The organism is Kitasatospora sp. NPDC005751, assembly GCF_040630835.1.
In the GTDB taxonomy this organism is placed as follows: domain Bacteria; phylum Actinomycetota; class Actinomycetes; order Streptomycetales; family Streptomycetaceae; genus Kitasatospora.
In genome coordinates this window covers 54,986-73,887 of record NZ_JBEXYC010000012.1, presented here as the reverse complement: position 1 = coordinate 73,887, position 18,902 = coordinate 54,986, and the positions used below count along the sequence as shown (strand labels likewise).

16 protein-coding genes are annotated in these 18,902 nt (G+C 76.1%); 7 read left to right on the top strand and 9 right to left on the bottom strand.

Annotated elements, in window-relative coordinates:
- Positions 1–15: 15 nt before the first annotated feature.
- From ABZ497_RS14645 to ABZ497_RS14610, 8 genes are all read right to left on the bottom strand, one after another.
- Positions 16–801: a type III pantothenate kinase gene (locus ABZ497_RS14645; RefSeq protein ID WP_352286146.1), complete on the bottom strand. Its 786-nt coding sequence runs from the start codon at positions 799–801 to the stop codon at positions 16–18.
- 35 nt (positions 802–836) lie between these two features.
- Positions 837–1,799 carry a carboxylating nicotinate-nucleotide diphosphorylase gene (nadC, locus tag ABZ497_RS14640; protein ID WP_329488339.1) on the bottom strand — a complete coding sequence of 321 codons (963 nt, stop codon included), beginning with the start codon at positions 1,797–1,799 and terminating at the stop codon, positions 837–839.
- A 4-nt stretch (positions 1,800–1,803) separates the two neighbouring features.
- On the bottom strand, positions 1,804–3,477 hold the full coding sequence (locus tag ABZ497_RS14635) for an L-aspartate oxidase (RefSeq protein WP_359805159.1): 1,674 nt from the start codon (positions 3,475–3,477) through the stop codon (positions 1,804–1,806).
- Between the two features lie 17 nt (positions 3,478–3,494).
- The gene (gene panD, locus ABZ497_RS14630) at positions 3,495–3,944 is read right to left on the bottom strand and encodes an aspartate 1-decarboxylase (protein ID WP_329488337.1); all 450 of its coding nucleotides are present in this window, start codon (positions 3,942–3,944) and stop codon (positions 3,495–3,497) included.
- 115 nt (positions 3,945–4,059) lie between these two features.
- Complete coding sequence (gene panC, locus ABZ497_RS14625; protein ID WP_329488336.1) at positions 4,060–4,968, bottom strand: pantoate--beta-alanine ligase; 909 nt, start codon at positions 4,966–4,968, stop codon at positions 4,060–4,062.
- Positions 4,968–5,912, bottom strand: a complete 945-nt coding sequence (locus ABZ497_RS14620) for a DUF2520 domain-containing protein (protein WP_352286152.1) — start codon at positions 5,910–5,912, stop codon at positions 4,968–4,970. Before ABZ497_RS14620 ends, panC begins: the two co-directional genes overlap by 1 nt.
- 193 nt (positions 5,913–6,105) lie before the next feature.
- Positions 6,106–6,795, bottom strand: coding sequence for a response regulator transcription factor (locus ABZ497_RS14615; protein ID WP_329488334.1), 690 nt, complete (start codon positions 6,793–6,795; stop codon positions 6,106–6,108).
- A 31-nt stretch (positions 6,796–6,826) separates the two neighbouring features.
- Positions 6,827–8,053, bottom strand: coding sequence for a sensor histidine kinase (locus ABZ497_RS14610; protein ID WP_329488333.1), 1,227 nt, complete (start codon positions 8,051–8,053; stop codon positions 6,827–6,829).
- 128 nt (positions 8,054–8,181) lie between these two features.
- On the opposite strand from ABZ497_RS14610, the gene ABZ497_RS14605 reads away from it, so the two are divergent.
- A complete protein-coding gene (locus tag ABZ497_RS14605; protein ID WP_359805156.1) occupies positions 8,182–9,201 on the top strand; it encodes an SAM-dependent methyltransferase in 1,020 nt (339 codons plus the stop codon).
- Positions 9,198–10,367, top strand: a complete 1,170-nt coding sequence (locus tag ABZ497_RS14600) for an NADH-quinone oxidoreductase subunit D (protein ID WP_329488331.1) — start codon at positions 9,198–9,200, stop codon at positions 10,365–10,367. Before ABZ497_RS14605 ends, ABZ497_RS14600 begins: the two co-directional genes overlap by 4 nt.
- A gap of 65 nt (positions 10,368–10,432) precedes the next feature.
- On the opposite strand, the gene ABZ497_RS14595 is transcribed toward ABZ497_RS14600, so the two are convergent.
- The gene (locus ABZ497_RS14595; RefSeq protein ID WP_359805278.1) at positions 10,433–11,269 is read right to left on the bottom strand and encodes a hypothetical protein; all 837 of its coding nucleotides are present in this window, start codon (positions 11,267–11,269) and stop codon (positions 10,433–10,435) included.
- Between the two features lie 257 nt (positions 11,270–11,526).
- On the opposite strand from ABZ497_RS14595, the gene ABZ497_RS14590 reads away from it, so the two are divergent.
- From ABZ497_RS14590 to ABZ497_RS14570, 5 genes are all read left to right on the top strand, one after another.
- Positions 11,527–11,943 carry a hypothetical protein gene (locus ABZ497_RS14590; RefSeq protein ID WP_329488330.1) on the top strand — a complete coding sequence of 139 codons (417 nt, stop codon included), beginning with the start codon at positions 11,527–11,529 and terminating at the stop codon, positions 11,941–11,943.
- 181 nt (positions 11,944–12,124) lie between these two features.
- A complete protein-coding gene (locus ABZ497_RS14585; protein WP_359805154.1) occupies positions 12,125–15,016 on the top strand; it encodes a toxin glutamine deamidase domain-containing protein in 2,892 nt (963 codons plus the stop codon).
- 130 nt (positions 15,017–15,146) lie between these two features.
- The gene (locus tag ABZ497_RS14580; protein WP_359805152.1) at positions 15,147–16,451 is read left to right on the top strand and encodes an SUKH-4 family immunity protein; all 1,305 of its coding nucleotides are present in this window, start codon (positions 15,147–15,149) and stop codon (positions 16,449–16,451) included.
- Between the two features lie 212 nt (positions 16,452–16,663).
- On the top strand, positions 16,664–17,524 hold the full coding sequence (locus ABZ497_RS14575; RefSeq protein WP_359805150.1) for a glycerophosphodiester phosphodiesterase: 861 nt from the start codon (positions 16,664–16,666) through the stop codon (positions 17,522–17,524).
- Between the two features lie 108 nt (positions 17,525–17,632).
- Positions 17,633–18,595 (top strand): Ppx/GppA phosphatase family protein, encoded by a 963-nt coding sequence (locus tag ABZ497_RS14570; RefSeq protein WP_329488325.1) that lies wholly within the window; start codon positions 17,633–17,635, stop codon positions 18,593–18,595.
- The last annotated feature ends 307 nt before the right edge of the window (positions 18,596–18,902 follow it).

Sequence of the window (18,902 nt, the reverse complement as noted above, 5' to 3'; positions counted from 1 at the left end):
CGGCGAACTCCCGGCTCAGCTGGGCCGGTTGCGCTCGTACACCAGGCGCAGGCCGATCAGCGTCAGCCAGGGCTCGTGGACGTCGATGGTGCCGGCCTCGCCGAGCACCAGCGGGGCCAGTCCGCCGGTGGCGATGACCTGGACGTCGTCCGGGTCCTTGGCGAGCTCCTTGGCCATCCGGTCGACCAGGCCGTCGACCTGGCCGGCGAAGCCGTAGAGGATGCCGGACTGCATGCCCTCGACGGTGTTCTTGCCGATCACGTTGCGCGGGCGGGCCAGCTCGATCTTGCGCAGCTGGGCGCCGCGCGCGCCGAGCGCCTCGACCGAGATCTCGATGCCGGGGGCGATCGCGCCGCCCACGTAGTCGCCGCGGGCGTTGATCGCGTCGAAGGTGGTGGCGGTGCCGAAGTCGACCACGATGCACGGGCCCCCGTACAGGTGGTTGGCGGCCAGCGCGTTGACGATCCGGTCGGCGCCGACCTCCTTGGGGTGGTCCATCAGGACGTGCACGCCCGTCTTCACCCCCGGCTCCACGATCACCGCGGGGACGTCGCCGTAGTAACGGCGGGTCACCTCGCGGAACTCGTGGAGCACGGAGGGGACGGACGAGCAGATCGCCAGGCCCTCCACCGCGGCCTCGTTGACCGCGGTGTGCGAGCCCATCAGGCCCTGCAGGAGCACCGCCAGCTCGTCGGCCGTGCGGCGCGGATCGGTGGAGATCCGCCAGTGCTCGACCACGTCCTCGCCGTCGAACAGGCCGAGCGTGGTCTGGGTGTTGCCGACGTCGATGGTGAGCAGCATGGGGTGCCTTCTGCGTGAGGGGTGATCAGAGGTGATCAGGCGCGCAGGTCCAGGCCGATGTCCAGGATCGGCGAGGAGTGCGTGAGCGCGCCCACGGCCAGGTAGTCGACCCCAGTCTGGGCGACCTCGCGCGCGCTGGCCAGGGTCAGTCCGCCGGACGCCTCCAGCCGGGCGCGCCCGGCCACCAGCTCGACGGCCTCCTTCAGCTGCGGCACGGTGAAGTTGTCCAGCAGGACGAGGTCGGCCCCGGCCTCCAGCACCGGCGGGATCTGCTCCAGGGTGTCCACCTCGACCTCCACCGCCAGGTCGGGGTAGGCGGCCCGGACGGCCCGGAACGCCTCGGCGACACCGCCGGCCGCGACCACGTGGTTGTCCTTGACCAGGGCGGCGTCGGAGAGCGCCATCCGGTGGTTGGCGCCGCCGCCGCAGCGGACCGCGTACTTCTGCAGCGCCCGCAGGCCCGGGGTGGTCTTGCGGGTGTCGCGGACCACCGCGCCGGTGCCCTCCAGGGCGTCCGCCCAGGCACGGGTCGCGGTGGCGATGCCGGAGAGGTGGCAGAGCAGGTTGAGCGCGCTGCGCTCGGCGGTCAGCAGGTCGCGGGTGCGGCTGCGGACGGAGAGCAGCACCTGGCCGGCCTCGACGCGGTCGCCGTCCTCGACGTGCCGCTCGACCTCGAACTCCTCCTCGCAGACCAGCGAGACGACCGCCTCGGCGATCCGCAGGCCCGCGACCACACCGGCCTCGCGGGCGGTGAAGTCGGCGGTGGCGACGGCGTCGGCGGGCACCGTGGCGACCGAGGTGACGTCCTCGCCGCCGGCCAGGTCCTCGGCCAGCGCCAGGGTGGCGATGTCCTCGACCTCGATCGGGTCGAGGCCGGCCTCCTCCAGCAGCTCGGCGAGCCGCGGGTCCAGGCCGGTCTCGTAGCCCTCGCCGTCCCCGCACGCGCAGCCGTCGCCGCAACCGCCGGCCATCGGGAGTTCCTCGTGGGAGTGGGTCATGGTTCTACTGCTCCTCAGGGGTGCTGACAAGGTCGCCGGAGGCGGTGAGGGTGGTGATCAGGTGGCGCTGCCAGTGGGCGTCGTCCCGCTCGGGGAAGTCCTCGCGCCAGTGGCAGCCGCGGGTCTCGGCGCGCCGGGCGGCGGCCGTCACCAGGGCGGTGCCGACCAGCAGCAGGTTGGCGGCCTCCCAGGTCTCCACCCGGGGGTCGGCCGGCTTCTCCTCGGCGACGTGCGCCAGGGCCTGCTCGGCGATCAGGGCGAGTCCGGCGGCCGTGCCGGCCATCGACGAGGCCGAGCGCAGGACGCCCGTGCCGCGCGACATCAGCCGCTGGATCTCGGCCCGCGCCTCGGGGGCGGGCAGCGGCACCGGGCGGGCGGCCCGCGCGGCGGCGACGTCCACCGAGCGCTCGGGCAGTTCGTCCGCGCGGTGCCGGGCGGTCAGGTCGGCGGCGATCCGCTCGGCGAAGACCAGGCCCTCCAGCAGGGAGTTGGAGGCCAGCCGGTTGGCGCCGTGCACCCCGGTGCAGGCCACCTCGCCGCAGGCGTACAACCCGGGGACGGTGGTGCGGCCGGTCGGGTCGGTGCGGATGCCGCCGGAGGCGTAGTGCGCGGCCGGGGCGATCGGGATCGGCTCGGTGACCGGGTCGATGCCGTGCGCGCGGCAGGTGGCGAGGATGGTCGGGAACCGCTCCTCCCACATCCCGGCGCCGAAGTGCCGCCCGTCCAGGTACATGTGGTCGGTGTCCAGGAGCTGCATCCGCTGGGTGATGGCCTTGGCGACGATGTCGCGCGGAGCCAGTTCGGCCAGCTCGTGCTGCCCGAGCATGAAGCGGGTGCCGTCCCGGTCGACCAGGTGCGCGCCCTCGCCGCGGACCGCCTCGGAGACCAGCGGCTGCTGGCCCTCGGCGTCCGGGCCGAGCCAGAGCACGGTCGGGTGGAACTGCACGAACTCCAGGTCGGTGACCTCGGCGCCGGCCCGCAGCGCGAGCGCCACGCCGTCGCCGGTGGAGACCGCCGGGTTGGTGGTGGCGGAGTAGACCTGGCCCATGCCGCCGGTGGCGAGGACCACCGCGCGGGCCCGGATGGCGCCGACGCCGTCGCGCTGGCCCTCGCCCATCACGTGCAGGGTGAGGCCGGCGGCGTGGCCGTCGGCGTCGGTGAGCAGGTCGAGGACGAGGGCGTGCTCGATCAGCTCCAGGCCCGGGTCGGACCGGACGGCGGTGACCAGGGCGCGCGATATCTCGGCGCCGGTGGCGTCCCCGCCTGCGTGCGCGATCCGGCGGCGGTGGTGGCCGCCCTCGCGGGTGAGCTGGATCTCGCCGTCGTCGCCGCGGTCGAAGGCGGCGCCGGTGGCGATCAGGTGGCGGACGGCCTCCGGGCCCTCGGTGACGAGGGTGCGGACGGCCTCCTCGTCGCAGAGCCCGACACCGGCCACCAGGGTGTCGGCCAGGTGCTGCTCGGGGGTGTCGCCCTCGCCCAGGGCGGCGGCGATGCCGCCCTGGGCCCAGCGGGTCGACCCGTCGTCGAGCATCGCCTTGGTGACCACCATGGCCCGCAGGCCGGCCTTGCGGACGTTGAGGGCGACGGTGAGTCCGGCCACGCCGGAGCCGACCACGACGATGTCGGTGGTGGCCGTCCAGCCGGGGGCGGGGGCGGTGAGGCGGTGCGTGACGGGCATGGCGTTCAGTGGCTCCTTCAGCGCGCGGCGGTCGGGGCCGCGCCGTTGCCGTCACGGTACGCCGCGTCGCCGCGGAGCAGCCCGGTGCCCTCCCCGGCCTCGGCGGGGTCGCCGCCCATGCCGGTGATCCGGTTGTCGGCGTCCACGAAGACCACCTTCGGCAGGTAGCCCTTGGCCTCGGCGGTGTCCATCTGCCCGTAGGCGATGAGTATGACGAGGTCGCCGGGGTGGACCAGGCGGGCGGCGGCGCCGTTGATGCCGATCACGCCGGAGCCGCGCGGGCCGGCGATGGTGTAGGTCTCCAGCCGGGCGCCGTTGTTGATGTCGACGATGTGGACCAGCTCGCCGGGGAGCAGGTCGGCGGCGTCGAGCAGGTCCTCGTCCACCGTGACGGAGCCGACGTAGTGCAGGTCGGCCTGGGTCACGGTGGCCCGGTGGATCTTGGACTTGAGCATGGTGCGGAGCATGGGGTCACGCCTCCAGTGAGTGCATGCCTGAGGGAATGTGCTGCCGGACGGTCCTGCGGGTGGTGCGACCGCGGGTGGTGCGACCGCGGGGGCCCGCGGGTGGTGCGTCGCCGCGTCAGCGGCAGATGATGCGGACGTTGTCGATCAGGCGGGTGGAGCCCACCTTCGCGGCGACGGCCAGCACCGCCTCGCCCCGGAAGTCGTCCGCCGCTTCGGTGAAGTCGTGCGGGTCGATCAGGGCGAGGTAGTCCAGGGTGACACCTTCGGCGGCGTCGAGGGCGGCCGCGGCGGCCTCGCGCACGGCCTGCGGACCCTGCGCGGCCACGTCGCGGCCGGCGAACAGGGCCCGGGACAGCACGAGCGCGTGCTCGCGGTCCTCGGCGGACAGGAAGCGGTTGCGGGAGGAGAGCGCCAGCCCGTCCTCCTCGCGGACGGTCGGCACGCCGACGATCTCGACGTCGAAGTCCAGGTCGGCGACCATCCGCTGGACGAGCGCCAGCTGCTGGGCGTCCTTCTCGCCGAAGAAGGCGAAGTCCGGGTCGGTGATGTGCAGCAGCTTGGCCACCACGGTCAGCACCCCGTCGAAGTGCCCGGGCCGGGTGGTGCCCTCGAAGCGCTCGCCCATCGGGCCGGCCGCCAGGCGCACCTGCGGCTCGCCGTTCGGGTAGACCTCCTCGACGGACGGCGCGAAGACGACGTCGGCACCGTTCTCCTCGGCCAGCCGGACGTCCGCCTCCAGGTCGCGCGGGTAGCGTTCGAGGTCCTCGCCGGCGCCGAACTGCAGCGGATTGACGAAGACGGTCACGGCGACCCGGCCCTCCCGGCCGACCTGCTTGCGGGCGGCCCGGATCAGCGCGCCGTGGCCCTCGTGCAGCGCGCCCATCGTCATCACGACCGCGTTGTCCACCGGCTGCTCGTCCGGCCAGAAGGCCGCCTCGAAGTCGGTGACGCTCCGGGTGACGACGGCCCGGTGGACCTTGGGTGCCCGCTGGGCCTTGCCGGCCTGCTTGCCGCGTGCTGCCATCAGTTCTCCTCGTTCAGTACGTCCAGCAGCGCCGCCGCCGACGCTTCGTCGATCGTCCCGTGGGCGAGCGCCCGCTGGGCGGTGGCGCGGGCCATCGCCCGGTAGGCGGCCGGGATGTCCGGGGACACCGTACTGAGCTGCGCCAGGTGGCGCCGAACGGTGCCCGCGTCGCCCCGCGCGACCGGGCCGGTGAGGGCCGCGTCGCCGGAGCGCAGGCTGTTGTCCAGGGCGGCGCCCAGCAGCGGGCCGAGCAGTCGGCCGGGCTCGGCGACCCCGGCCGTGCGCAGCAGCTCCAGCGCCTGGGAGACCAGGGTGACCAGGTGGTTCGCGCCGTGCGCGAGGGCCGTGTGGTAGAGCGGGCGGACGCCCTCCGGCACCCACTCGGGCTCGCCGCCCATCTCGACCACCAGGGCCTCGGCCACGGGGCGCAGCTCCTCGGGGGCGGTCACCCCGAACGGGCAGCCGGCCAGCCGGGCGAGGTCGACCGTGGTGCCGGTGAAGGTCATCGCGGGGTGCAGTGCCAGCGGCAGCGCCCCGGCCCGGGTGGCGGGCTCCAGGACGGCGACGCCGTGCGCGCCCGAGGTGTGCACCACCAGCTGGCCGGGGCGGACCGAGCCGGTCGCGACGAGGCCGGCCACCAGGTCGGCCAGCGCGTCGTCGGGGACGGTGAGCAGCACCAGGTCGGCGGCGGCGAGCACCTGCGGCGGGGTGACGATCCGCACGCCCGGCAGCAGCTGTTCGGCGCGGCGGCGGGAGGCGGCGGACACCCCGGAGGCGGCGACCACCCGGTGCCCGGCGAGCTGCAGGGCGGCGCCCAGCGCGGGGCCGACCCGGCCGGTGCCGACCACCCCGACGGCGAGCCGGGCCGGCCGGTTGCCGGGGTCGGCCGGGTCGCCGAAACCGTCGTCGAGCGGGCCGGGGCCGACGCTGTCGGAGGCGCTCACGCGGCCACCTCCGGGTCGTTCCCGGGCCGGGGGGCACCCCGGCGCTCGGCGGGGGCAATCGCCATGGCGCACCTCTCGACGGTGAGCCCGGTTCGCTCGCTCACAGCTCGGCCCTGGTCCTCACTCTTACCGTTCCGGTCCTCTGCGGGTACCGGACGCACCGGCCCATTCTACGGCCGGGGCGGACGGCGGATTAATCCGCGGCGCCGGCCCGGATCAGGCCCGCCTCGTAGGCGAGGACGACGGCCTGGACCCGGTCGCGCAGGCCGAGCTTGGCCAGGATCCGGCCGACGTGGGTCTTCACGGTGGCCTCGGACAGGACCAGCCGGGCGGCGATCTCACCGTTCGAGAGGCCCTGGGCGACCAGCAGGAACACCTCGCGCTCGCGCTCGGTGAGCGGGCCCAGGGTGTCCGGTCCCGGCGTGCTCGCCGCGGTGGGCAGCACCTCGGCGAAGCGGTCGATCATGCGGCGGGTGGTGGTCGGCGCGACCACCGCGTCGCCGCCGTGCACCGCGCGGATCGCGGCCACCAGCTCGGTCGGCGGCACGTCCTTCAGCAGGAACCCGCTGGCCCCGGCCTTGAGCGCGGCGAAGGCGTACTCGTCCAGGTCGAAGGTGGTGAGGATGAGCACGTGCGGCGCGTTCGGCAGTGGGCTGCCGTCCTCGGCGAGGCAGATCCGGCGGGTGGTCTGCACCCCGTCCAGGCGGGGCATCCGGACGTCCATCAGGATCACGTCCACCTGCGTGTGCCGCAGCCGCTCCAGGGCCTGCGCGCCGTCGCCGGCCTCGGCGACGATCTCGATGTCGCCCTGGGACTGCAGGATCATCCGGAAGCCGGTGCGCAGCAGCTCCTGGTCGTCGACGAGCATCACGCGGATGGTCAAGGTGGCTCCTAGTTCGTGGGCGGCAACGGGGTCAGTGTGCTGCCTTGAGGGGCAGGACGGCGCGGATCCGGAAGCCGCCGCCGGGGCGCGGCCCGACGTCGAGGCTGCCACTGACCATGCCGACCCGCTCGCGCATGCCGATCAGGCCGTGCCCCTGGCCGTCCGTCCCGCCGGCGGCGAGCTGCTCGTCCGTCGAGCCGCGGCCGTCGTCCTCGATCAGGACGGCCAGCTCGCGCTCGCCGAAGTCGACCGCGACCCGGGCGTGCACATCGGGGCCGCCGTGCTTGCGGACGTTGGTCAGTGCTTCCTGGACGATCCGGTAGACGGTCAGCTCGACGCCGCGCGGCAGTTCGCGCGGGTCGCCGGAGGTGGCGAAGTCCACCTGGAGGCCGGCCGTGCGGACCTGGTCCAGCAGCTCGGGCAGCTCCTCGACGCCGGGCTGCGGCACGTACTCCTCGGCGGTGTCCGCGGTGCGCAGCACACCCAGCAGCCGGCGCATCTCGACGAGCGCCTGGCGCCCGGTGGAGGCGATCGTGCCCAGCGCCTCCCTGGCCTGCTGGGGCGAGTTGTCCAGCACGTAGGCGGCGCCGTCGGCCTGGACGATCATGACGGAGACGTTGTGCGCGACCACGTCGTGCAGCTCGCGGGCGATCCGGGCGCGCTCGGCGGCGACCGCCACCTTGGCCTGGGCGTCGCGCTCGCGCTCCAGCCGGGCGGCGCGGTCCTCCAGCTCGACCAGGTAGGCGCGGCGCACCCGGGTGAGCCGGCCCCAGGCCCAGCAGAGGATGAACGGGCTGCTCATCGCCGCGGTGAGCAGCAGGAACTCGCCCAGGCTGTACGAGCGCTGCTGGGCGTCGCCGTTCGGGTCGATCACGGTCTTGCTGAGGTGGAGCTGCCAGTACGTCAGCGGTCCGGCCGCCAGCCCGGCGGCCAGGGCCAGCCGGGAGATCCAGGCGGAGCCGAAGGCGGCGCCGGTGTAGGCGAAGACCAGGTACCCGATGCTGGAGCCGGCGGGCAGGATGCCCAGCGTGATCTGACCGATCCCCAGCGCGGTGGCGGCGGCCACGGTGGCGTCGGGGTAGCGGCGCCGGAAGACCATCAGCAGCGGGATGAGCAGGGCGATGACGAACTGGGCGGGGGCCCGCCAGGCGCTGTTGTCGCCGCCGTCCGGCAGGAGCCCCAGGAACAGCACGATCGCCGCCCAGGCGGAGTCGACCACCATGGGGTGACGGCGGAGCCAGGCGTTGAGTCGTTGCACGTCTCAAGCGTAGGCAGTCGCGGAGCGTGGTCAGGTCCGCCGGGAGGGCGATCCGTCCTACTCCCTAGGTCGGAGAAGCCCGGACTCCGGTTGGGAGGGGAACCCCGGCGCCGGTAGCGTCCCGCCGCATGACTTGGATGCGGTGGCGGCCCGCCATGGAAGAGGCCCTCTACGCCCCCGTCGGCGGCTTCTACCGCAGGCCGGAGGGGCCGGCCGGGCACTTCCGCACCTCGGTGCACGCCTCCCCGCTGTTCGCCCGCGCGGTGGCCCGGCTGCTGCTGGACGTGGACGCGGCCCTCGGCCGTCCGGAGGAGCTGGCCTTCGTGGACGTCGGGGCGGGCCGCGGCGAGCTGCTGACGGGGGTGCTGGCCGAGCTGCCGGACGGCGTGCTGGCCCGGCTGCGGCCGTACGGGGTGGAGATCGCGGCGGACCGCCCGGCGGGACTGCCGTCCACAGCCCTGTGGACGGACGAGGTGCCGCGCGGCGTCAGCGGGCTGCTGTTCGCCAACGAGTGGCTGGACAACGTGCCGCTGGACCTCGGCGAGGTGGACGAGGACGGGGTGCTGCGCTACGTCGAGGTGGACACCGCGACCGGCGAGGAGCGGCTCGGGTCCGCGGTGGACGCGGCCGACGCCGCCTGGGCCGCGCGCTGGTGGCCGGCCGCCGAGCCGGGTGACGTCGTGGAGTTCGGCGCCCCGCGCGACGCCGTCTGGGCCTCGGCCGTCGCCGGGCTGGAGCGCGGTCTCGCGGTCGCGGCGGACTACGGGCACACCGCCGCGAGCCGCCCGCCCCTCGCCACCCTGACCGGGTTCCGGGCGGGCCGGGAGGTGCGCCCGGTGCCGGACGGCTCCTGCGACCTCACCGCGCACGTGGCGCTGGACGCGGCGGCCGCGCCCGCCGTCCACAGCCTGTGGACAACGCAGCGCGAGGCGCTGCGGGCGCTCGGCGTGAGCGGTGCCCGACCGCCGCTGGCGCTGGCGTCCACCGACCCGGCGGCCTACCTGCGGGCGCTCGGCGGTGCCGGGGAGGCCGCCGAGCTGACCGACCCGGCGGGCCTGGGCGCGTTCGGCTGGCTCGCCCAGGCCGTCCGCATGCCGGTACCGGAGACCCTCGCCGGCCTCGGGGGATGGCAGACTCTCGGGTCATGAGGGAGACCACGGTCGGCATCGGGGCGGGAGCCGAGAACTTCACCGGCGCGGCGGGCAGCACCGACATGGTGCTCAACATCGGCCCGCAGCACCCGGCGACGCACGGTGTGCTGCGGCTGAAGCTGGTACTGGACGGCGAGCGGATCGTCACCGCGGAGCCGGTGATCGGCTACATGCACCGCGGCGCGGAGAAGCTCTTCGAGGCCCGTGACTACCGGCAGATCATCATGCTGGCCAACCGGCACGACTGGCTCTCCGCGTTCGCCAACGAGCTGGGCGTGGTGCTCGGCGTCGAGCGGATGCTCGGCATGGAGGTGCCCGAGCGCGCGGTCTGGATCCGCACCCTGCTCGCGGAGCTGAACCGCGTCCTCAACCACCTGATGTTCCTCGGCTCCTACCCGCTGGAGCTGGGCGGGATCACCCCGATCTTCCATGCCTTCACCGGCCGTGAGGACCTCCAGCACGTGCTGGAGGAGGCCTCCGGCGGCCGGATGCACTACATGTTCAACCGGGTCGGCGGCCTCAAGGAGGACCTGCCGGCCGGCTGGCTCGGCCGGGTCCGGGCGGCGATCGCCACCGTCCGCTCGCAGCTGCCGGTCTTCGAGGACCTCGTCCTCGGCAACGAGATCTTCCGGGCCCGCACCGCCGGCGTCGGCGTGCTCAGCCGGGCGCACGCCGAGGCGTACGGGGTCAGCGGCCCGATCGCGCGTGCCAGCGGGCTCGACTTCGACCTGCGCCGCGACGAGCCCTACCTGGCGTACGGCTCGGACGAGCTGCGCGCGGTGCTGACCGTGGTCACCCGTGAGGAGGGTGACTGCCTGGCCCGGTTCGAGTGCCTGCTGGAGCAGACCGTCAACGCGCTGGACCTCGCGGACGCCTGCCTGGACAAGCTCGCCACGCTGGCGCCCGGCCCGGTCAACCTGCGGCTGCCCAAGGTGCTCAAGGCCCCCGAGGGCAGCACCTACGCCTGGACGGAGAACCCGCTCGGCGTCAACGGCTACTACCTGGTCTCGCGCGGCGACAAGACGCCGTGGCGGCTGAAGCTGCGCTCGGCGTCCTTCAACAACATCCAGGCGCTCACCGAACTGCTGCCCGGCACCCTGGTCGCCGACATGGTGGCCATCCTGGGCTCGATGTTCTTCGTCGTCGGCGACATCGACAAGTAGGCGGCATCGACACGTGGCGGTGGGGCGCCGGGCGCCGGCGGCGGCGAGGGCGTACCACCGGCGGGCTACTTCTTGCGGCCCGGCTTCCGGCCCGGGTCGGCCGGGTGCGGCGCCACCTTGCGGTCGCCCTTGGTGGCGATCCGCTGCTCGCAGAGGCCGGCCAGCACCTCGTACCCGGCCTTGCCCATCAGCTCGGTGAGCTCGGGGCGGTAGCTGATGTACACCGGGTCCGGGCCGGTGTGCGCGTCCGGGCTGCCGGTGCACCACCAGTGCAGGTCGTGGCCGCCCGGGCCCCAGCCGCGGCGGTCGTACTCGCCGATGGTGACCTGGAGGTAGCGGGTGTCGTCCGGGCGGTCGATCCAGTCGTAGGTGCGCCGCACCGGGAGCTGCCAGCAGACGTCCGGCTTGGTCTCCAGCGGCTCCTTGCCCTCCTTGAGGGCGAGGGTGTGCAGCGCGCAGCCGGCGCCGCCGGCGAAGCCGGGGCTGTTGAGGAAGAGGCAGGCGCCGTTGACCCGGCGGGTCTGCCGGTCGCCGTCCTCGTCGAACATGGTGATGCCGCCGTCGAGCCGGATCCGGCCCTTGGCGTCGGTGCCGTGCGCGTGGTTCTCCCAGATCTCGGGCGTCAGCCGGGCCGCGTGGCCGGCCACGCGCCGCTCGTCGTCCTCGTCCGAGTAGTGCGCGCCGAGCGTGCAGCAGCCGTCCGACTCGCCGCGGCCCTCGCGGATGCCCTGGCAGCCCCGGCCGAAGATGCACGTCCAGCGGGAGGTCAGCCAGGTGAGGTCGCAGCGGAAGACCTGCTCCTCGTCGGCCGGGTCGGCGAATTCGACCCAGGCCCGGGGGAAGTCGAGCGGGACCTCGGGGCGCGGGGCGTCGAGCGGGGCCTCGACGCGCAGGGTCGGCATCGCGAGGTCGACCGGGGTCGCGCCGGCCTTGGTCTTCTTCTTGGAGGTCTCTGCTGCTGCCACCCGGCAAGGGTAGAGCCTTCACGGCGGTGCGAACCGCCTGCGGGCGGGGCATTTGCGGTGGTTTCGCCGAGCGGCGGCGGTCGGAGCCGCCGTCGGGCGAGGTGAAGGCGGGGTGAAGAGGTCTCCGGCGCGCTGCGGCCCGGCGCGGCCGCCCCTCTAGGATGGCGGCCGGTCCGCTACGGGGAGGTACGGGGATGGCGAGCGGCAGTGGCAACGGCGATGCCGGAGGCGGCACCTTCGCCCTCAAACCGTGGGAACTGCACGGTGAGGGGCGCGAGTTCGAAAAGATCTCGGAGGACTTCGGGAAGGCCGCCAGCACCTTGGAGCAGTCGCTCGCGGCGCTCGGCAGCCCGTGGGGGCAGGACCGGCCGGGCAGCGGATTCGCCGCCGCCTACAAGGACGCGCGCGGCGGTCTGCTCGGCGGTCTGCGCGGGCTGGCCGGGCAGCTGGGGCAGGTCGGCTCGGGGCTGCACACCATGGCCGAGCGGACCGTCGACGCGGAGACCGCGGCGGCCGCCGGCTTCGGCGGCGCGGCGGGGCAGGGCGGGCCGGTGACGCCCGCGGCAACCCCGGGGGCCCGTACGACCGTCCCCAAGGACAGGTCGGCCTGACGGCCGGGGCCGTCCGCCGGACGCGGACCGCGGGTGACGCGGTCCGTGCGCGGCGGTCGGCACCCCGTGTTCCGTCGCCGCCGTGCTCCGCCACGCCGTGGCCCGCACGTCGTGGCCCGCACACCGAAGTCCGCACGCCGCGGTCCGTACGTCGAAGTCCGTACGTCGAAGGGGGAAGCGCATGTCCCGCAAGCTGCCCGAGGAGCTGGCACCGCTGCTGGCCAGGACCGGCCACCAGTGGCCGCAGGCCGACGAGGACGGGCTGCGCAGGGCGGCCGGCCTCTGGCGCGACTTCGGCGTCGAGGCCGAGCGCCTCGGCAAGCGCGGCGGGGACTCCGCCAAGCGCGTCACCGGGGAGAACTCCGGCCGCGCGGTGGACGCCTTCGGCGAGTACTGGCGGGCGTTCAGCGGCCGCGGCACCGGCCACCTGGACGACGCGCACAGCGCCACGATCCTGGTGGCCGGCGCCTTCGACAAGGCCGCCCGGGCCGTCGACAGCTGCAAGGCCGACCTCGTCGCCACCCTCACCGAGCTGGCCGCCGAGCTGAAGAAGGCCGAGGAGCAGGCGGCCCGGGCCAAGGCGGCCGCGGCCGAGGTCGCCACCGCCACCCGCGGCGACGGAGCGGCGCCCGGCGGGGTCTTCGGCGGGCTGCGGCAGGGCCTCGGCGCGGTGGCGGCCGGGGTGCGCGACGCTGCCACCGAACACGTCGCCGAAGCGGTGGCGGCGGCCGCCGTCGAGTCCGCCGGGCTGAAGATCGGCGGCCTGCTGGACGAGCTCGGCCGGGCGATGAAGGACGGGCTGGACGGCACGCTCAAGGAGCCCGCCGTGGTCGCGCTGCTGCGCCTCGCGCCGGGCGGCGTCCCCGGGGTGCGTCCGGCGTCGTTCACCGGCGGGGCCTTCGACCCGGTCGCCGCCGGGCTGCCCGCCGTGCTCGGCGAGCCGGGCGTGCTGGGCGCGGACGGCGCGGGCCTGGCGGTGGTGCTCGGTCAGGACGGCCGGCCCGTGGTCGGCGTGCCGGGGCTGGCGGTCAAGCTCGACGAGGCCGGCCGACCGGTGCTCGACGAGCACGGAGACCCGGTCATCGTCCGGGCCGACGGCACGACGGTGACGGACCCGAGCGGGCTGCTCGTCGTCCCGGGCCCGGACGGCAAGCCGGTGGTGGGGGTCGAGGACCTCGCCGTGAAGGTGGACGAGCAGGGGCGGCCGGTGCTGGGCCGGGACGGCCTGCCGGTGCTGACCGACAAGGACGGCAAGGAGGTCCGCGGCATACCGCTGAACGACCCCGCGGCGGGTCGCGGGAACGGCCACGGACTGGACGGCAAACCGGGCGGGCCGCTCGCCGACGGGCCGGGCGCGGTGCTGCCGGGCGCACCCGGGGCGCCCGGAGTCCCCGGGGCCGGCACACCCGGGGCCGGGCCGGACGGCGTGGTCGTGATGGACGGCGCCGGCCGCCCCGGCCCGGGCGGTCCGGGGGAGCACCCGGACCGGGCCCCGGACGGGGGCGGTACGGGGCCGCTGCGGACCGGTTCGGCCGGCGGCGACCGGCCGCCGGACGGCCCGGGCCGTCCGGCCGCCCCGGCACAGTTCGCCAGTGGTGGCGGCGGCGACGGTGGTGGCGGTGGCGGTGGCGGCGCGGTCGGCTACGGCGGCCGGGCCGACGACGACTACCACCTACCGCCCGCCCACCCGGGGGGTGGCGGCGGCGCGCCCGTGACCGTACGGACCGACTCGGTGCTCGCGCCGCCCGCACCGCAGGCCCCCGCCGCGCCCTCGCACCTCGGCGCGCCGGACGTGCCGTCCGGCGGCGGACCCGCCCAGGGCGGCCCGCACGGCACCTCCTACGGCGCCCAGTTCACCGTTCCGGTGGCCGCCGGGCCGACCGGCCCCGGTCCGCTGGCCGGCCCGTCCGGCGGTTCCTACCCGGGCCCGGTGGCGGCCGGGCACGGTCCGGCGCCGTTCGGCAGCGGGGTCGGCGCCGGACCGCCCGCCGGGGGCGCCCCCGGCGCCGTCCCGGCCGGGACCGTGGGCGCGGTCGGCCCGGTCGTCGTCCCCGGCCCGGGCACCCCGGCGGCCGGGGCCCCGGGCGCGTCCGGGACGCCCGGCGCCTCCGCCTCCGGACAGCAGGCGCCCGCCGAGGGCCGGCCGGGCGCCGGGGTGGGCGCGGGCGCCCCGCGGGGGGCCACCGGCACCCCGCACCCGGTCACCGCGCCCGGCCCGGTGACCGTCCTGCCGCCGTCGGCCCCGCCGGTCGCCGGCCCCGGCCGCCCCGAGGAACACCCGGAGGACCACCGCCGGCGCCCCGGCGGCTCCCCGGCCGAGGGCGGGGACAGCCTGGCCTGGGCCGCCGTCCCGGTCGCCACCGCGCACGCCCTGGCGCTCCAGCTGGCCCGGCGCGCCCTGCGCGGCGACGGCGCCGAGGAGGAGTTCCAGGCGCGCCTGCGGACCATCGCCGACAGCCGCCCCTACGGACTGCCCGGCGGCCTGGCCCCGGTCGACCCGGAGCACCAGCGCGAGGTCGAGCGCCGGGCGCCCCGGGACGCGGCCGGTCTGCCCGTCCGCCACCCCGACCCGGCGGCCGGCGGCTGGACGGAGGTGGTCAACGCCGACGGCCCGCACGCCCCGGGCCGGGCGAACAACAGCCTGGAGATCGCGCTGTCCGCCGTCGACACCTTCACCGGCCGCCCGACCTGCGCCGCGCCCCGGATCCCCACCGAGGGCGACGCGGGGGAGCGCGGCGGCCGGGACCGTGCCGAACGCGAACTCGGCGCGCCCTTCCGCGACCTCGGCGACGGCGGCCCGGCCTTCGGCCGCCTCACCGGCGAACTGCGGCGGGCCGGCCACGGCGCCCAGGCCGTGCTGCTCACCCTGGACGGCTTCGGCCGTCCGCACGCCTGGAACGCCGTCAACCACCGGGACACCGTGACCTACCTCGACCACCAGGTCGGCCGCCGGGGGGCCGAGCCGCTGCACGACGCCGCCCACGGCCTCTGGGCGATCGCCCTCGACCCGGACGGGTGCCCGCTCGACCTCGCCGCGCGCCGTCCGGAGCCGGCGACGAGCGGCGCCCGGTGACCGCCGTCCTGAGCGCCCGCCACCGGGCGCCGCGTCGGGCCGCTGACCGGCGGTGCCCGGTGACCCTCCGTCCGCCCCTCTCCGCCCGCGCGCCCCTCCCGGGCCGCGCCCATGCAAGGAGCAGCACCCTGTGACCACCCGCGCGCAGGCGGTCGAGGCCGCCCACCGCTGGATCAACGGCGAGCTGCCGAGGGCCTCCGCCGACGGCTCGACCGGGAGCCGGCGGGTGCACTCGCACGAGTTCGACCTCGGCTGGGTGGTCTGGGCGGAGCCCTCGCCGGTGGGGGTCGACCCGCTGACGGGGGAGCGGCGCGCACCCGAGGAGGTGGGGGCGGCCTGTGCGGTGGTGGACCGGATCACCGGGCGGTTCACCGTCTGGCCGTCCGTACCGGTGGACGAGGTGACCGCGCTCTACCGGGACTTCGTGGGCGCCGGCGCCCACGACCCGGCCCTGCCACCGGCCACCGGCCGGGGCACCCGGGCCGAGCTGACCTACCGTGACGACCTCGGCGAGGTCCGCTCGCTGGCGCTGCGCTCGGCGCCCGGGCTGCCGCACCCGGCGCTGCGCGGCTGGTGGTGGCTGCGCGAGCGGGGCGTCCGCCCGGAGGACGTGCTGGCCGTCCGCACCGACCTGCGGCTGAGCGCGCTGCCCGGCGGCTACTGGGCGTACGCGCTGGCCGCCGAGCTGCCGGGCGCCCGGGTGGAGGCCGAGCTGTCCTACGGACCGCGCTTCGACCACCGGGCGGCAGCCGTCCGCGCGCTCCCGGCCGAGCCCGGCGGACCGGTCCGCAACCGGGTGCCCTTCCCGCGCGGCGGCCCGGCCCCGGCCGCCGGAGCGGACGACGGGCTCGCGGCGCTGCTGGTGGAACGCTTCGGCGCCGGCGGCGTCCGGCGCTTCGACCCGGCCGACGTCGCCCGGGCCGACCTGCCGGAGGAAACCGCCCGGGTACTGCTGACGGTCGGCGTGCCCGTCGCGGTCGAGGGCTTCTTCGCGCTGCACCACCCGCGGCCGGACGCCATCGCCGACGGCACCCGGCCCGGTACGGTGCTGCCGTCGCTCGCCGCCCACCTGGCGCAGACCGGCCGCGGCACCCGGGTGGCCGAGCGGGAGCGCCTCGCACTGGCCCCACAACTGCTGCTCGGGACGGACGGCTGGGCGCTGATCGCCCTGGACACCGCCTGCGGCGCCGTCCGGGCCGTCGACCCCGACTACGCCACCGCCCGGCACTGCAACGCCGGGCCGGCGGCCTTCGTCCGCAGCCTGGCCCTGTTCGCCGGGTGGCTGCCCGGTCTGCCCGGGCTGGACCCGCGGGCCGCCGGCACCGCCGTCGCCGAGCTGCAGCGCGCGCTGGCGGCGATCGACCCGACGGTCTTCGACGACCCGGAGAACTGGTGGGCCGTCATCGTCGAGCAGCTGTGGGACGGTCTGCTGTGACGCCGGGGCGGCGCGTCCGGGTGACCCGCGGTGCGCCGCCGCCGGGCCGGAGCGGGCGGCGGGCGCACGCTGGAGGCGACCGCCGGCACGGTCAGGTTGTCGGAGCCGGTTCGCTGATCCCCCGCCGACGCGTCGACGAAGTCCCGGACGCCCGGCACCCCGCCGGACAGCCGCGTCCGCCCGGCGTCCGAACCAGAGCTGGAGCCCGAGCCGTGACCGCCTCGCCCCGCACCGCCCACGCGGCCGTCCTCGCCGCCCTCGCGGTGCTGGCCGGCGGCTGCGCCCCCGCCCCCGAGCTCCGCGCCCACCCGGTCGCGGCCGAGCGGAGCTGCGACGCCCCGACGGTGATCGGCCACCGGGGCGCCCCGCTCGACGCCCCCGAGAACACCATGGGCTCCTTCGAGACGGCCCTCGACCAGGGCGCCGACTGGCTGGAGACCGACGTCCAGACCACCCGGGACGGCGTGCCGGTCCTGATGCACGACCCCACCGTGGACCGCACCACCGACGGCCACGGCGCCGTCGCGGACCTGACCGCCGCTCAGGTCGCCGGGCTGCGGGTGACCGTCGGCCCCGGCCCGGCCGAGGCCGTGCCGACGCTGGAGCACCTGCTGAAGCGGCTCGCCGGCAGCCCCGTGACGCTGCTGATGGAGATCAAGTGGCAGCGGGCCGAGGACGTCGTCCGGATCGCCCGGGTCGCCGCCGGCAGCGGCGCCCGGGTCTACCTGTACTCGTTCTCCGCCGAGCACCTGCGCCAGGCCCACGCCGCCGCCCCCGTCCTGCCGGTCGTCCTCATCCAGGGCGTCTCGCTCGCCGACGACCCCGGTGACCTGCCGCTGCACGGCATCGCCCTGGAGGGGGCGCTGGCCACCGCCGACCGGATCGCCGCCGAGCGCGCGGCCGGCCGCGAGGTCTACGTCTGGACGCTGGACGACGAGGCGTCCTGGCAGCTGATGACCGACCGGGACGCCGACGGCCTGATCACCAACGCCCCCGGCCGGGCCCGCCGCTGGGCCGACGCCGGCTGCCGCGCCCTCCACCCGGTCGCGCCGCGGGGCACCCACCGGCCCTGAGCCGGCGCCGCTGGTCCGGACCAAGTCACCGGGCCCGGACCGCCGGACCAGCACGAATACCGACGCGCCAGGTCTGTCCGGAGGCGGGATCGCGTAGCGTGAAGGGCTATGCGACTCGGTGTTCTCGACGTAGGTTCCAACACGGTCCACTTCCTCGTGGTGGACGCGCACCCCGGTGCCGCCCCCGTCCCCGCCTACTCCCACAAGGCGGAGCTGCGGCTCGCCGAACTCCTCGACGACCGGGGCGCGATAAGTGAGCCCGGGGTGGCGAAGCTGGTCGGCATGGTCGCCTCCTCGCTGCGGGTCGCCGAGGACAAGGGCGTGCTCGACATCCTGCCGTTCGCCACCTCCGCCGTCCGGGAGGCCGCCAACGGCGAGGAGGTGCTGCGCCGGGTCGCCGAGGAGACCGGGGTCGAACTGCGGGTGCTCTCCGGGCAGGACGAGGCGCGGCTCACCTTCCTCGCCGTCCGCCGCTGGTTCGGCTGGTCCTCCGGCCGGCTGCTCAACCTGGACATCGGCGGTGGCTCGCTGGAGATCGCCTGCGGGCTGGACGAGCAGCCCGACGTGGCCTGTTCGCTGCCGCTGGGCGCCGGCCGGCTCACCGGCCGCTGGCTGCCCGGGGACGTCGCCGACCCGGAGGGCCTGCGCGAACTCAGACGCCACATCCGGGCCGAGATGGCCACCGTCGTCGGCGAGATCGCCCGGCTGGGCTCCCCCGACCACGCGGTCGCCACCTCCAAGACCTTCAAGCAGCTCGCCCGGATGACCGGCGCGGCCCCCGCCGACGCCGGCCCGTACGCCGACCGCCGGCTGACCCGCAGCAACCTCTCCGCCTGGCTGCCCCGGCTCTCCGCGATGACCGTCGCCGAGCGGGCGCAGATCCCCGGTGTCTCCGAGGGCCGCGCCAAGCAACTGCTGGCCGGCGCCCTGGTCGCCGACGCCGCGATGGACCTCTTCGGCCTGGACGAGCTCGACATCTGCCCGTGGGCGCTGCGCGAGGGCATCATCCTGCGCCGCCTGGACACCATGGACGGCGCGGTCGACCGCCGCCGGCCCGCGCTCGCCACCTGAGGGGCGGTCCGGCCGGCCCGCGCCGGGAGGGCCGCTCCCCGTTCCGGGCGCGGTCCGCTTACGCTGTCTCCCGTGGCGCAACCAGCGGACGAGGACGGGACGCGGGAGGGCCGCGCTCCCGGGGACGGGCAGCCGCGGCCGGACACCCCGCGCCGCACGGACCCGCCGCCCGCGGCCGCCGGCGGCGAGCCGGCCGGGACCGGCGGTGCCGGACGGGCCCGCAAGCTGGGCAAGGCCGTGAAGGGCGCGAAGAGCGCGCGGAGTGCCGAGAGCGCGAAGAGCGCCGGGCCGGCCGGGGCTTCCGGGG